Here is a 15020-nt window from a genome sequence, read left to right as displayed (position 1 = left end):
TGCGGCCGAGGTGGCTGGAAGTCAACTCGGCCGCGCGTGCGACGTCAAGAAGTAAATCCTTAACGAGATGGCAACGGTGCCATCCGTTCTCTAAGTGAAGGCAGGAGTGGCCGCGTGCAGCGTGCCGTCCAAAAGTGTCGAATCGCCCATCTCGCTCAACGCCAGGGCGAGCGCCCCGAGTACTTCGGCGCGACCCCCGAGTGCCCCGGGAAGCACGGAGAGTTGACGCGCGGCACTGGGGATGGCGTACCGTCCGACCGACTCCCTGATCGGGCCCAGCACCAGCTCACCGGCCTCGGCGAGATCGCCGCCGAGCACCACTCGGCTGGGGTTGAGCAGGTTGCAGAGATTGGCGACTCCGCTGCCGATGTGGCGGCCGACGTCGGCGATCACCCGGCGGCAGCCCGGGTCGCCCTCCCGCGCCAGCCGTACGACGCCCTCCATGGTCAGGTCGGTGCCGTGACTGGGCCGGAGCAGCGGGAGCACGTACCCGGCGGCGGTGAAGGTCTCCAGGCAGCCGCGGTTCCCGCAGCGGCAGACCGGGCCGGACTCGTCGAGCGTGATGTGCCCGATCTCACCCGCCGTGCCGCCGGGGCCGCGGTAGATCCTGCCGCTGATCACCAGGCCCGCGCCGACCCCGCTGGCGATCTTGATGTAGGCCAGGTCGCGCACGCCCCGGCCGCTGCCCCAGACCAGCTCGCCCAGAGCGCCCAGGTTGGCGTCGTTGTCCACGTGCACCGGCACGCCGAGGCGCCCCCGCAGCTCCTCGGCGGGCTTGACGCCCGTCCAGCCCGGCAGGATGGCCGTGGAGCCCAGCGTGCCGGACTCGACGTCGATCGGGCCGGGTACGCCGACACCCACGCCGGCGATCTTGGAACGGTCGACGCCCGTGGCCGCGATCAGGCGGTTGACCAGCTCTTCCGCCCGGTCGAAGCCCTGCGTGGAGGAGGCGTCCACGTCCAGCGGCTCGGACTCCTCGGCCAGCACCTGGTGGGCGAGGTTCCCTATGGCGACCCGCAGGTGCGTGTGCCCGAAATCGACGCCGATCACGATGCCGGCGTCCCCGCTCAGGGACACGCTGCGGGCCCGGCGCCCGCCCGCGGAAGTGGGCGTGACCTGGACCGTTCCACCGTCCTTGAGTTCGCGCACGATATTGGAGACCGTCGCCGCGGACAGGCCCGTGGTCCGCGCGATCTCCGCCTGCGTGAGTGATCCGGCAAGGCGCACGGCACGTACGACCCGCTCCAGGTTGGCTCGGTGCAGCGACGACTGCGACCCTGGCGTCTCCACGACGACCTCCTGAGCGCGGGGCCGCTTCGGCGAGGCCCCGTCCAATGTCCAACTAGTGAACTCTAAGCTGAGCTGTTCGGGTCCCCTCCCGTCAAGAGGTTGAACCGTATCCGGGTCCTTGGACACGCTGATGGAGCCGTGTCACGCACACCTGTGCGGACATGCGTGAGCCGCCCCCGCACGGCCCCGGAGGGGGCGGCGGGGGCGGCGTACACGGGCGGCGGACCGCCGGGCGCTGCCCGCACGGGACAGGCCTCGGCACCGGAACACCGGAGGGCGACGCGCGGAGGGCGGCAGGAGGCACGGGGCGGCGCTCGCGGGCGCCGGGGGCTACTTCAGGGCGCCCGCCGTGAGCCCCTGCACCACCTGGCGCTGGAAGACGATGTACGCGGCGAGCACCGGCAGCATCGCCATCACCAGTCCGGCGAAGAGACCGGACCAGTCGCCCTTGTAGCCCTGGCTCACGGCCAGCTGCACCAGGCCCTGGGTGAGCACGTGCTTGTCCGGGTCGGTGTTGAGCACCGTCGGCAGCATGTACTGGTTCCACTGCCCCAGGAAGTTGAAGATCCCCACGCTGATCAGGCCGGGCTTGGCCATGGGCAGCATGATCTGGAAGAACGTCCGGGTGTGCGAGGCCCCGTCCACGAAGGCAGCCTCCGCCACCGAGCTCGGCAGGGTCCGGAAGAACGCGGTCAGGAAGAACACCGTGAACGGCAGTGAATAGGCGATGTAGACCAGGATCAGGCCGTGAATGGTGTTCAGCAGTCCCATGTTGTTCACGACGTAGAACAGCGGGACCAGGGCCAGCATGATCGGAAAACTCATGCCGCCGATGAAGAGGTAGTAGATGAAGCGGTTGCCCGGAAAGTCGAAACGGGCCAGCACATACGCCGCCATCGAACCGAGCACCAGGGTGCCGACGAGCGAACCGCCCACCACCAGAATGGTGTTGAGGAAGTATTCGCTCATATTGGCATCGGTCCAGGCCCGCGCCCAGTTGTCGAAGTGGAGTTTGTCGGGCAGCGCCCAGGGCGAGCTGAAGATGGAGTTGTCGTCCTTGAAGGACGTCATCACCGCCCAGACCAGCGGCATGACCACCATGATCGCCCAGATGATCAGAATGCCGTGCGAGAAGACGTTGAGGACGGAGCCGTCCTTCTTCCGTCCGCCCGGCTTTTCGGCCGGTGCGCCGGCCGTGGCGAGACCGACACCGGACTCGGCCGGAACGGGGGCGGGGGACTCGGTCGTTTTCATCGTCAGAACTCCAGCCGCTCGCGCCGGCCCAGCCGCATCACGACGGCCGCGAAGGCCAGCGTGACGATGAGCAGGGCGACGCCGATCGTGGTGGCGTAGGCGGCCTGACCGTCACGGAACGCCTTCTGGTACACGTACAGGACCATGACGGTGGTCGAGTAGTCGGGGCCGCCCGGCCCGGTCGTCATGATCTGTACGACCGCGAACGACTCCGCCCCGAGGGCGAGGATGCCCATGTACACCCAGCCGGACTGCACGGTGTCCCACAGCAGCGGCAGGGTGATCCGGAAGAAGGTGGTGAACCGGCTGGCGCCGTCCAGCAGCGCGGCCTCGTACAGGTCCGCCGGGATGGAGGCCATACCGGCCGAGAACAGGACCACGAAGAAGCCGACCGTGGACCAGACCAGCACCCCCATCACGCACCACAGCGCGAGGCCCGGGTCGCCCAGCCACAGCGGCTGGACGCTGCCGAGCCCGATCCCGCGCAGCACGGAGTTGATCGCGCCGCTGTCCGGGTTGTAAGCGAACGCGAACAGCAGGGCCACGATGGCGATCGACAGTACCTGCGGGAAGAAGTAGACGATCTTGTAGAACGAGGAGCCGCGGACGCCGGAGATCGCCGGCCCGCCCCGGCGGCGCCGCCCGCCCACATTGATCATGAAGGAGAAGAACAGCGCCAGGCCGATCGTCACCAGCGGAAGCACCAGAGCGAACAACAGGCTGTGCTGCAACGACTTCCAGAAGATGTCGTCGTGGAGCATCCTCTGGTAGTTGTCGAAGCCGACCATCTGGAAATCGGGGCTCAGACCGGTCCAGTCCGTGAACGAGTAGTAGATGGACTGGATGAACGGCCAGATGACGAAAAGCGCGTACAGCCCGAGGGGGACCGCGAGGAACCCCACGATGAACCGGTACTTGCCGTGCTGCATTGCTGCCGACCCCGATCTCTGGGCGGGTGGTACCGCTGGTGACGGATCCTCAGGACTACTGGTGCTTGTAGTGCTTGATCGACTGGTCCTTGGCGGCCTCGTCGGCGAAGCCCTGGATCTTCTTGATGGCCTCGGCCGGGGTGAGGCGGCCGGCCATCATCTCGCCGATGCCCGACACACCGATCTTCTCCTTCTGGAGCTGCACGTACCAGTCCTGGAGCCGCGGGTTCACCACGTTGGAGCCGGCCTTGTCCAGCGCCGCGACTCCGGACTTCAGTCCGGGGGTGAGCGGAATGCCGTCCGTACCGCCGTTGTACGCGGTGAGCGACTTCACCTTGGAGGTGAAGTTCTTCGAGGAGGCCTCGCTGAGCATGATGCGCAGCTGTTCCATGCCGCCCTCGGGGTTCTTGGCCTTGGCCGGGACGATGAACGGCTCGCCGCCGGAGGCCCAGATGGTGCCGAACGGCATCTTGTCGGAGCTGTCGATGCCGGTGGGCGCGGAGACGGCCAGGTCGAAGTCGGCCGGGATGACGTTCGCGGACTCGTTCTCCACCCAGGAGCCGTTCGGGATGAACAGCGCCTTGCCCTTGGCCCAGGCGGTCTGCGACTGGATGTGGTCCAGGCCCGGGGTGCCCTTGAGGATGTAGCCCTTCTGGAAGAGCTCGTAGTAGGCCTCGAAGCAGGCCTTGACCGCCGGGTGCTTCCAGGCGTTGGGCTCGAGGTTGTCGATGGCGTCCAGGACGTCGCGGCCGCCGACCTTGCCGATCATCGGGTAGAGCGAGAAGGGCAGGTAGTAGGGGTACTTGCCGGCGTAGGTCCAGCCGGCCATGCCCTTCTTCTTGGCCTTCTCGCAGACCTTGAGCATCTCGTCCCAGGTCTCCGGGTACTTCTCGTCCAGCGAGTCCAGGGCCTTCTGCGAGTACCACACGCCGTAGACGGTGTAGGCGTAGTACAGGATCCAGACCGGCTGGCCGTCGAACTGGCCCATCTCCACGATGCCCGGGCGCAGGGTGTCGCGGACCTTCTTGCTCGGGTCGTCGTAGGACGCGGCGTCCAGCAGCGGGGTGAGGTCCGCGAGCTGGTTCTTGCCCACGAGGACGCCCATGTCCATCTGCTCCGCGCCGGAGTTGTCGATGAGGTCCGGCGGGTTGCCCTGGTTGAAGCGCGGCTGGAGCGTCGACTGGATCTTCTGCGTGGCGGCGAACTTGGTCTTCGCCTTGGGGAAGTCCTTCTGGTAGATCTTCACGGCGTCCTCGGCGTACTCCTTGCCGAAGCCGCCGTCGAACAGGACGAATTCCATCTGCGCGGTGTCGTTGACACCGAGCGGGTTCTTCTCGGTCTTCTTGCCCGTCTTGGCCTTTTCCTGGCCGCCACCGCCACCACCACTGGCGCAGGCGGACAGGAAGCCCATCGCGGGAACGCTGATGAGACCGAGTGCGGCGGACCGCTTGATCAGAGCCCGGCGGCCGACGCCTCCGGGGTGCTCGGCGGAAGTGGATCCCATGCTCAAGTCCTCGCCTTCTCCAGGACTCAGGCGGTGAACCGGATCCTCCCCGGCACCGCGGTCGGGTCAAGCTGGGTCGTGCAGGAAGTACTTCGTGCGTCATCTACCGGGATCGGACGGAAGACAAGGAGGCGGACGCGTTTCACACGTCGAACCACCCTTTCCGACTCCCCCGGGTCCGCTTCCGGCCGTTCTCACGGTCGCGCGGACGCCGACAGGTATAGTCCACTTCCCGTCAACGGAGCAAGATCGAGAGCAAGGTTCACCGCGGGTCTTTTCCGAGTTGAGACCTCACGCAGAATATGAGCCGTCTGTGGGCTTCCGTTGACGGAGATATCCGTGCCTTTGGGTCCGAATGCCACACCCAACACCCTTGACATCACTGGCCACTTGGCTCCCTACTGGTCCTTGCGTAAAGAGCTGACAACGTTGTCCGAACGCAGGGAGGGACGCCGCGCATGCAGCGCAGAGTACGGCACAGATGGGGTCCGGCGGTCGTCGTCACGGCCGCCTTCGTCACGGCAGCCGGCTCGCAGGGGGCCGCGGTCGCCCTGCCTGGCAAGCCCCCGGCCGCCGACCGGGAGTTCAGCTCCTCGTTCGAGGCCGGCGATCCGGCACCGGACTGGCTGAACACGGTCGACACCGCCACCGGCGGCGGCAAGCGCGCCTCGGGCGTGGACGGCGGCTACAGCACCGGTATCCCGGGCAATGTGGACGACCACATCACCGAGGTCCGGGCCAGCGGGGAGAACACGGGCGGCGGGGAGGTGAAGGAGAACCTCGTCGACGGCGAGTCCGGCACCAAGTGGCTGACGTTCGCGCCCACCGGCTGGGTCGAGTTCGACTTCGACGAACCGCAGAAGATCGTCCGGTACGCCCTCACCTCCGCCAACGACTTCGACGGGCGCGACCCGAAGGACTGGACCCTGAAGGGCTCCACCGACGGCAAGGACTGGAAGACCCTCGACACCCGCACCGGGGAGAACTTCTCCGAGCGGTTCCAGACCAGGACCTACAACCTGGCCGAACCGGCCGAGTACCAGCACTTCCGGCTCGACGTCACCAGGAACAACGGCGCCTCGGACATACTCCAGCTCGCCGACGTGCAGTTCTCCACCGGCGGCGACGACGCGCCGGTCCCGCAGGACATGCTCTCGCTGGTCGACCGCGGCCCGAGCGGCTCCCCGACCGCGAAGTCGGGCGCCGGCTACACGGGCAAGCGGGCCCTGCGGTACGCGGGCCGGCACACCGCGAAGGACCGGGCGTACTCGTACAACAAGATCTTCGACGTCAACGTCAAGGTGCTGCCCGACACGCAGCTGTCGTACCGCCTCTACCCGTCGATGGCCGACGGCGACCGCGACTACGACGCCACCAACGTCGCCGTCGACCTCGCCTTCACCGACGGCACCTATCTGAGCGGCCTCGGCGCGACCGACCAGCACGGCTTCACCCTGAGCCCGCAGGGCCAGGGCGCGGCCAAGACGCTGTACGTCAACCAGTGGAACAACGTGGCCTCCCGGATCGGTTCGGTCGCGGCGGGCAAGACCATCGACCGGGTCCTCCTCGCCTACGACTCCCCCACCGGCCCCGCGAAGTTCCGCGGCTGGCTGGACGACGTGGTGATCAAGCAGACGCCGCAGGAGAAGCCGAAGGCGCACCTGTCGGACTACGCGCTGACCACCCGCGGCACCAACTCCAGCGGCAGCTTCTCGCGCGGCAACAACTTCCCCGCGACCGCCCTGCCGCACGGCTTCAACTTCTGGACGCCGGTGACCAACGCGTCCTCGCTGAGCTGGCTGTACGAGTACGCGCGCGCGAACAACGACGACAACCTGCCGACGATCCAGGCGTTCAGCGCGAGCCACGAGCCGAGCCCCTGGATGGGCGACCGGCAGACCTTCCAGGTGATGCCGTCCGCCGCCGCGGGCACCCCGGACACCGGCCGCACCGCCCGCGCGGTCGCCTTCCGGCACGAGAACGAGACCGCGCGGCCGTACTACTACGGGGTGCGCTTCGAGAACGGCGTCAAGGCGGAGATGACGCCGACCGACCACGCGGCCGTCCTGCGCTTCACCTACCCGGGCGACGACGCGAGCGTGCTGTTCGACAACGTCACCGAGCAGGCCGGCCTCACCCTGGACCAGGAGCACGGTGTCGTCACCGGCTACTCGGACGTCAAGTCCGGGCTGTCCACCGGCGCCACCCGGCTGTTCGTCTACGGCGTCTTCGACAAGCCCGTGAAGGACGGCTCGTCGAGCGGCGTCAAGGGCTACCTGCGCTTCGACGCGGGCAAGGACCGCACGGTCACCCTGCGCCTCGCCACCTCCCTCATCAGCGTCGACCAGGCGAAGGACAACCTGCGCCAGGAGGTCCCGGACGGCACCTCCTTCGACGCCGTCAAGGCGTCCGCCCAGCGGACCTGGGACAAGCTGCTCGGCAAGGTCGAGGTCCAGGGCGCCACGCCCGACCAGCTGACCACGCTCTACTCCAGCATGTACCGGCTGTACCTGTACCCGAACTCCGGCTTCGAGAAGGTCGGCGGGAAGTACCAGTACGCCTCCCCGTTCTCGCCGATGCCGAGCCAGGACACGCCGACCCGCACCGGCGCGAAGATCGTCGACGGCAAGGTGTACGTCAACAACGGCTTCTGGGACACCTACCGGACCACCTGGCCGGCGTACTCGCTGCTGACACCCGGTCAGGCCGGTGAGATGGCCGACGGCTTCGTGCAGGGGTACAAGGACGGCGGGTGGACCTCGCGCTGGTCCTCCCCCGGCTACGCCGACCTGATGACCGGCACCTCCTCGGACGTGGCCTTCGCGGACGCGTACGTCAAGGGCGTGCCGATGGACGCCGAGGCGGCCTACGAAGCGGCCCTGAAGAACGCCACCGTGGTGCCGCCGTCCTCGGGCGTGGGCCGCAAGGGCATGGCGACCTCCCCCTTCCTCGGCTACACCAGCACGGCCACCGGCGAGGGCCTGTCCTGGGCGATGGAGGGCTACGTCAACGACTACGGCATCGCGAAGATGGGCGAGGCCCTCTACAAGAAGACGGGCGAGAAGCACTACAAGGAGGAGGCCGACTACTTCCTCAACCGGGCGCAGGACTACGTGAACCTGTTCGACTCCCGGGTCGGCTTCTTCCAGGGCCGCAACGCCCGGGGCGACTGGCGCCTCGACGCGTCGAAGTACGACCCGCGCGTGTGGGGCTACGACTACACGGAGACCAACGGCTGGGGCTACGCCTTCACCGCCCCGCAGGACAGCCGCGGCCTGGCGAACCTGTACGGCGGGCAAAAGGGCCTGGCGGAGAAGCTCGACACGTACTTCACCACTCCCGAGACGGCCTCCCCGGAGTTCGTCGGGTCCTACGGCGGCGTCATCCACGAGATGACCGAGGCACGGGACGTGCGGATGGGCCAGTACGGTCACTCCAACCAGGTCGCCCACCACGTGATCTACATGTACGACGCGGCGGGGCAGCCGTGGAAGGCGCAGGCGAACGTCCGTGAGGCGCTCTCCCGGCTGTACGTCGGCAGCGAGATCGGCCAGGGCTACCACGGCGACGAGGACAACGGCGAGCAGTCGGCCTGGTACCTGTTCTCCGCGCTCGGCTTCTACCCGCTGGTCATGGGCGGCGGCGAGTACGCCATCGGCTCCCCGCTGTTCACCAAGGCGACGGTGCATCTGGACGGCGGCCGCGATCTGGTGATCCAGGCCCCGAAGAACAGCGCGAAGAACGTGTACGTGCAGGGCGTGCGGTTCAACGGCAAGGCGTGGAACTCGACGAGCCTGCCCCACTCCCTGCTGTCGAAGGGCGGTGTCCTCCAGTTCGACATGGGTCCGCGGCCCTCCTCGTGGGGCACGGGCAAGGACGCGGCGCCGGTGTCGATCACGACCGGCGACAAGACGCCGAGCCCCCGGGCGGACGTGCTGAAGGGCGACGGGGCGCTGTTCGACGACACCTCGTCGACGGAGGCCGCGGTGACGACGGTGGACCTGCCGGTCGCCGGTGCCGTCAAGGCCGTCCAGTACACCCTGACCTCGTCCGGCGACCGCGCCAAGGCCCCGGCCGGCTGGACCCTCCAGGCGTCCGCCGACGGCACGACCTGGAAGACGGTGGACCGGCGCTCGGGCGAGTCCTTCGCCTGGGGCAAGCAGACCCGGCCCTTCACCATCGCCTCTCCGGGCACCTACCAGAAGTACCGCCTGGTCCTGGACGGCGCCTCGACGCTGGCGGAGGTGGAGCTGCTGGCCTGACGCCGAGCATCCGGCATGAGGAAGGGGCGGGCCCGCCGGGCCCGCCCCTTCCAGTTCGGCACTGCACATGAATCCCGGTCGCCAAGCACCACCGGCGGCGGGCGAGGTGGGAGAACCCCGGGCGGCAGGTTCCGGTCCGCCGCCGTGGGAGCGCTCCCACCTCACTGCCGGTGAAGCTAGCGCGGACGGGGGCTCCTGTAAACGTCTGGTGCGAAAGAGCGAGGGCCGCAACCCCGTTTCCGGGGATGCGGCCCAACTGCCCTACCGGACCGGTTACTTGCCGATCAGGTTGCGCAGGACGTACTGCATGATGCCGCCGTTGCGGTAGTAGTCCGCCTCACCGGGGGTGTCGATGCGGACGACCGCGTCGAACTCGACACCGCTGTCGGTGGTGACCTTCATCGTGCTCGGCGTGCGGCCGTCGTTGAGCTCGGTGACACCGGTGATGGAGAAGGTCTCCTCGCCGGTCAGGCCGAGGGACTCGGCCGTCCGGCCCTCCGGGAACTGGAGCGGCAGGACGCCCATGCCGATGAGGTTCGAGCGGTGGATGCGCTCGTAAGACTCGGCGATGACGGCCTTGACGCCGAGCAGCGCGGTGCCCTTCGCGGCCCAGTCGCGGGACGAGCCGGAGCCGTACTCCTTGCCGGCCAGGACGACCAGCGGGATGCCCTGCTCGATGTAGTTGCGCGAGGCGTCGTAGATGAAGGAGACCGGTCCGCCGCCCTGCGTGAAGTCGCGGGTGTAGCCGCCTTCCGTGCCCGGCGCGATCTGGTTGCGCAGGCGGATGTTGGCGAACGTACCCCGGATCATGACCTCGTGGTTGCCACGGCGGGAGCCGTAGCTGTTGAAGTCGCGGCGCTCGACGCCGTGCTCGGTGAGGTACTGGCCCGCCGGGGTGTCGGCCTTGATGGCACCGGCCGGGGAGATGTGGTCGGTGGTGACCGAGTCGCCCAGCTTGGCGAGCACCCGGGCGCCGGCGATGTCCTCGACCGGGGCCGGCTCCATGCCCATGCCCTCGAAGTACGGGGGCTTGCGGACGTAGGTGGACTCGGTGTCCCACTCGAAGGTGTTGCCGGTCGGGATCGGCAGCGACTGCCACTGGGCGTCGCCGGCGAACACGTCGGAGTAGGACTTGGAGAACATGTCCTCGCCGATGGCGTTGGCCACGACGTCGTTGACCTCGGCCTCGCTCGGCCAGATGTCCTTCAGGTGGACCGGGTTGCCGTCCTGGTCGACACCGAGGGCGTCCCGGGTGATGTCCACCTTCATGGAGCCGGCGATGGCGTAGGCGACGACCAGCGGCGGGGACGCCAGGTAGTTCATCTTGACGTCGGGGTTGATCCGGCCCTCGAAGTTGCGGTTGCCGGAGAGGACCGAGGTGACCGCGAGGTCGTGATCGTTGACGGCCTTGGAGACCTCCTCCGGCAGCGGGCCGGAGTTGCCGATGCAGGTGGTGCAGCCGTAGCCGACGAGGTTGAAGCCCAGCTTGTCCAGGTACGGGGTCAGGCCGGCCTTGTCGTAGTAGTCCATGACGACCTTGGAGCCCGGCGCCAGCGTGGTCTTGACCCACGGCTTGCGGGTCAGGCCCTTCTCCACCGCCTTCTTGGCCACCAGCGCGGCGGCGACCATGACGTACGGGTTGGAGGTGTTGGTGCAGGAGGTGATGGCCGCGACGGTGACCGCGCCGTGGTCCAGCTCGTAGGTGGTGCCGTCGGGGGCGGTGACCTGGACCAGGTTGGTCGGGGTGCCGTTGGGGTGGACGGCCGGGGCGTCGGAGGCCGGGAAGGACTCCACGCCCGCCTCGTCGACGCTGTCGACGTAGTTGCGGACGTCCTGCTTGAACTGCTCGGCGGCGTTGGCCAGGACGATGCGGTCCTGCGGACGCTTGGGGCCGGCGATGGAGGGCACGACGGTGGACAGGTCCAGCTCGAGCTTCTCGGAGTAGTCCGGCTCGGCGTTCGGGTCCAGCCAGAGGCCCTGCTCCTTGGCGTACGCCTCGACGAGCGCGAGCTGCTGCTCGGGGCGGCCGGTCAGGCGCATGTAGTTGATGGTCTCGTCGTCGATCGGGAAGATCGCGGCGGTGGAGCCGAACTCCGGCGACATGTTGCCGATGGTGGCGCGGTTGGCCAGGCTCGTCGCGGCCACGCCCTCGCCGTAGAACTCGACGAACTTGCCGACCACGCCGTGCTTGCGCAGCATCTCGGTGATGGTCAGCACCAGGTCGGTGGCGGTGGTGCCGGTGGGCAGCTCGCCGGTGAGCTTGAAGCCGACGACCCGCGGGATGAGCATGGAGACCGGCTGGCCGAGCATGGCGGCCTCGGCCTCGATGCCGCCGACGCCCCAGCCGAGGACACCGAGGCCGTTGACCATGGTGGTGTGCGAGTCGGTGCCGACGAGGGTGTCGGGGTAGGCCTTGCCGTCGCGGACCATGACGACACGGGCCAGGTGCTCGATGTTCACCTGGTGGACGATGCCGGTGCCGGGCGGGACGACCTTGAACTCGTCGAAGGCGGTCTGGCCCCAGCGCAGGAACTGGTAGCGCTCCTTGTTGCGGCCGTACTCGAGCTCGACGTTCTGCTTGAAGGCGTCGTTGGTGCCGAACTTGTCGGCGATGACGGAGTGGTCGATGACCAGCTCGGCCGGGGCCAGCGGGTTGATCTTCGCGGGGTCGCCGCCGAGCTCCTTGACGGCCTCGCGCATGGTGGCGAGGTCCACGACACAGGGCACGCCGGTGAAGTCCTGCATGATCACGCGGGCCGGCGTGAACTGGATCTCCTGCGACGGCTTGGCCTGGGAGTCCCAGCTGCCGAGGGCACGGATGTGGTCGGCGGTGATGTTCGCGCCGTCCTCGGTGCGGAGCAGGTTCTCCAGCAGCACCTTCAGGCTGTAAGGCAGTCGGGCCGAGCCCTCGACCTTGTCAAGCCGGAAGATCTCGTACGACTCGTCGCCCACGTGCAGCGTGCTGCGGGCGTCGAAGCTGTTCGCCGACACGACAGTCTCCTTCATTCATGTGCGCCTACCACCACGATCCTGCCGCCACGGCATCTCGACCAATCCAGTAAGGTAAGGCTAAGTCAGGTAAGCCTTACCGTGTGGCGACTGTGGTGCACCCCGGCAGATATCTCGATGTCGAGATAACTCTAGTACATGGGGGCCGAATGGTCATGCGCGGACCGGGTCCGGACTGGCCGACGGACGCCCGATCCCCGAGAGTGGGTACGCCACCCGGCCGCAGGAATCGGTACCTGGATGCGCAAAGGGGACCGGCGCGCCCTCCGCGACCGAGGCGGCGGTCCGGCGCGGGAAACCCGCCCCGCACGTCGCGGCAACCGCCGCACACCGCCACGGAGCGCCGCCGAATACACCCGGAACACCCGGAATGCCTGGAACGCCCGGACCTTTCGGGCAGCATCGAACCCTTTGGCCCAGGGGTCACTGACGGCTCATCACCCGATTGGACCCCCCAAGAGGCGCCATCTCATATCTGAGATAACCTCAACCCCATGGCAGACGACTACCTCGTACGCATCGGCAAGCTCATCCGTGACGCTCGGCAGCACCGGGGCTGGACGCAGGCACAGCTGGCCGAGGCGCTCGGCACCAGCCAGAGCGCCGTCAATCGCGTCGAGCGCGGCAACCAGAACATCAGCCTTGAGATGATCGCCCGCATCGGTGAAGCCCTGGACAGCGAGATCGTCTCGCTGGGCTACGCGGGTCCCATGCACCTGCGAGTGGTGGGCGGCCGCCGGCTCTCCGGCGCGATCGACGTGAAGACGAGCAAGAACGCGTGCGTGGCGCTGCTGTGTGCCTCGCTGCTCAACAAGGGGCGCACGGTGCTGCGCCGGGTGGCCAGGATCGAGGAGGTGTACCGCCTGCTGGAGGTGCTGAACTCCATCGGCGTGCGTACCCGCTGGATCAACGACGGCACCGACCTGGAGATCGTGCCTCCGGCCGACCTCGATCTGGACGCCGTCGACGCCGAGGCCGCCCGCCGTACGCGGTCCATCATCATGTTCCTCGGGCCGCTGCTGCACTGGATGGACCACTTCAAGCTGCCCTACGCGGGCGGTTGCGACCTCGGCACGCGGACCATCGAGCCGCACATGATCGCGCTGCGCCGGTTCGGTCTTGACATCACCGCCACCGAGGGCCAGTACCACGCGGTGGTGGACCACGCCGTCCGCCCGGACCGCCCGATCGTGCTGACCGAGCGCGGCGACACCGTGACCGAGAACGCGCTGCTGGCCGCCGCCCGCCACAACGGCGTGACCGTCATCCGCAACGCCTCCTCCAACTACATGGTCCAGGACCTGTGCTTCTTCCTGGAGGTGCTCGGCGTCAGGGTCGAGGGCATCGGCACCACCACGCTCACCGTGCACGGCGTGCCGAACATCGACGTCGACGTCGACTACTCCCCCTCCGAGGACCCGGTGGAGGCGATGAGCCTGGTGGCCGCCGCCGTCGTCACCGAGTCGGAGCTGACGGTGCGCCGGGTGCCGATCGAGTTTCTGGAGATCGAGCTGGCGGTCCTGGAGGAGATGGGTCTCGACCACGACCGCACGCCCGAGTACTTCGCCGACAACGGCCGTACCCGGTTGGTGGACCTCACCGTCCGGCCCTCCAAGCTGGAGGCGCCGATCGACAAGATCCACCCGATGCCGTTCCCCGGCCTGAACATCGACAACGTCCCGTTCTTCGCGGCGATCGCGGCCTCCGCGCAGGGCAAGACGCTGATCCACGACTGGGTCTACGACAACCGCGCGATCTACCTGACCGACCTCAACCGCCTCGGCGGCCGCCTGCAACTCCTCGACCCCCACCGGGTCCTGGTCGAGGGCCCCACCCGTTGGCGCGCCGCCGAGATGATGTGCCCGCCGGCCCTGCGCCCCGCCGTGGTCGTCCTCCTGGCCATGATGGCCGCGGAGGGCACGTCGGTACTGCGCAACGTGTACGTCATCAACCGCGGCTACGAGGACCTGGCCGAGCGGCTGAACTCCATTGGGGCGCAGATCGAGATTTTCCGGGACATCTGAAGGTCCTCGGAAAAGACGCCGTCATACCCCTTCTGACCTGCGCGAACGCGAGGCAAGAGGGGCGTGGCGGCGCCTCTGGGACTTTTCTGGGACTTTTGGTCGGAACCGAAGACGTCATCTTGGGCCGGAGCGAGTCCGGGAAAAGGGCCAGGTCAGGACCTTTTCTCGGCTCACTGCCCCGCGTGCGGGCGCCCAGAGCGTCAGACAAGCGTCATGACCGACAGCCCACGCCTCTGCTCGGGGCAGAACACGCTGCCACAACCATGCTCACCCGGCACGGGCCCACGCTGCTCGCTCCAGACACCGGCTCGCACATCATGGCCCGCACCACATCCCGGCCGTCATAATGGAGTCATGTCCTCCAGCCCACAGCACTCCGCCCCCGCGCCGATGGACCTCTCTCGCACGGACGTCGAGGACCTCGCGCTGTATCGGGAGAAGTTCCGGAGGCGTCTGCCGGAGTCACTGGACGAGTTGCACGGCCCGACCCAGGGGATCGTGGAGCTACCGCTGCACATGGCCTGGTCCGGAATGACGTCGTACGACCTGGGCAAGCCTCGCCAGCGCATGGGCCTCTACCGCACTGTTCTGCATGAGGGCCTGCGCGACGACCTGCCCCTCTACCTCAACCAGAACCTGCTCCTCCAGTTGTGGCCTGTGCTGCGCACACTCGTCGGTCGCACCGTGCGCACCGTGTGGGAGGACGCCTTCCCTCAGCTCGCCTCCCGCACCCGGGCAGCCGCGTGAC

At 68.0% G+C, this 15020-nt stretch carries 8 protein-coding genes; 3 read left to right on the top strand and 5 right to left on the bottom strand.

Annotated elements, in window-relative coordinates:
* Positions 1 to 90: 90 nt before the first annotated feature.
* The 4 genes from ACFY3J_RS22085 to ngcE all read right to left on the bottom strand — a co-directional run bounded on the left by ACFY3J_RS22085 (position 91) and on the right by ngcE (position 4977).
* A complete protein-coding gene (locus ACFY3J_RS22085; RefSeq protein ID WP_384177166.1) occupies positions 91 to 1290 on the bottom strand; it encodes an ROK family protein in 1200 nt (399 codons plus the stop codon).
* A gap of 330 nt (positions 1291 to 1620) precedes the next feature.
* Positions 1621 to 2544, bottom strand: a complete 924-nt coding sequence (locus ACFY3J_RS22080; RefSeq protein WP_390841547.1) for a carbohydrate ABC transporter permease — start codon at positions 2542 to 2544, stop codon at positions 1621 to 1623.
* 2 nt (positions 2545 to 2546) lie between these two features.
* Positions 2547 to 3473, bottom strand: coding sequence for a carbohydrate ABC transporter permease (locus ACFY3J_RS22075; RefSeq protein ID WP_141357336.1), 927 nt, complete (start codon positions 3471 to 3473; stop codon positions 2547 to 2549).
* A gap of 55 nt (positions 3474 to 3528) precedes the next feature.
* The gene (gene ngcE / locus ACFY3J_RS22070) at positions 3529 to 4977 is read right to left on the bottom strand and encodes an N-acetylglucosamine/diacetylchitobiose ABC transporter substrate-binding protein (RefSeq protein WP_384177171.1); all 1449 of its coding nucleotides are present in this window, start codon (positions 4975 to 4977) and stop codon (positions 3529 to 3531) included.
* A gap of 458 nt (positions 4978 to 5435) precedes the next feature.
* Here ngcE and ACFY3J_RS22065 point away from each other — a divergent pair, with 458 nt between their 5' ends.
* Entirely contained in the window at positions 5436 to 9239 is a 3804-nt protein-coding gene (locus tag ACFY3J_RS22065) for a GH92 family glycosyl hydrolase (protein ID WP_390841546.1), read from the top strand.
* A 273-nt stretch (positions 9240 to 9512) separates the two neighbouring features.
* Here the strand turns inward: ACFY3J_RS22065 and acnA are convergent, their stop codons facing one another.
* Complete coding sequence (gene acnA / locus ACFY3J_RS22060) at positions 9513 to 12230, bottom strand: aconitate hydratase AcnA (RefSeq protein ID WP_384177175.1); 2718 nt, start codon at positions 12228 to 12230, stop codon at positions 9513 to 9515.
* A 512-nt stretch (positions 12231 to 12742) separates the two neighbouring features.
* Here acnA and ACFY3J_RS22055 point away from each other — a divergent pair.
* Both ACFY3J_RS22055 and ACFY3J_RS22050 read left to right on the top strand, forming a co-directional pair.
* Complete coding sequence (locus ACFY3J_RS22055; protein WP_384177177.1) at positions 12743 to 14272, top strand: helix-turn-helix domain-containing protein; 1530 nt, start codon at positions 12743 to 12745, stop codon at positions 14270 to 14272.
* Between the two features lie 354 nt (positions 14273 to 14626).
* Positions 14627 to 15019, top strand: a complete 393-nt coding sequence (locus tag ACFY3J_RS22050) for a hypothetical protein (protein WP_384177179.1) — start codon at positions 14627 to 14629, stop codon at positions 15017 to 15019.
* Position 15020 lies beyond the last annotated feature (1 nt).

The sequence above is a fragment of the Streptomyces sp. NPDC001231 genome (assembly GCF_042896885.1).
In the GTDB taxonomy this organism is placed as follows: domain Bacteria; phylum Actinomycetota; class Actinomycetes; order Streptomycetales; family Streptomycetaceae; genus Streptomyces.
Note: the sequence above shows the minus strand (reverse complement) of the source record. Positions and strands in the feature narration are given on the sequence as shown.

Bases quoted from the DNA above. Each gene is read 5' to 3' on its own strand.
- ACFY3J_RS22080 (WP_390841547.1), bottom strand. From the start codon at position 2,544: ATGAAAACGACCGAGTCCCCCGCCCCCGTTCCGGCCGAGTCCGGTGTC.
- ACFY3J_RS22055 (WP_384177177.1), top strand. From the start codon at position 12,743: ATGGCAGACGACTACCTCGTACGCATCGGCAAGCTCATCCGTGACGCT.
- ngcE (WP_384177171.1), bottom strand. From the start codon at position 4,977: ATGGGATCCACTTCCGCCGAGCACCCCGGAGGCGTCGGCCGCCGGGCT.
- ACFY3J_RS22075 (WP_141357336.1), bottom strand. From the start codon at position 3,473: ATGCAGCACGGCAAGTACCGGTTCATCGTGGGGTTCCTCGCGGTCCCC.
- ACFY3J_RS22065 (WP_390841546.1), top strand. From the start codon at position 5,436: ATGCAGCGCAGAGTACGGCACAGATGGGGTCCGGCGGTCGTCGTCACG.
- ACFY3J_RS22050 (WP_384177179.1), top strand. From the start codon at position 14,627: ATGTCCTCCAGCCCACAGCACTCCGCCCCCGCGCCGATGGACCTCTCT.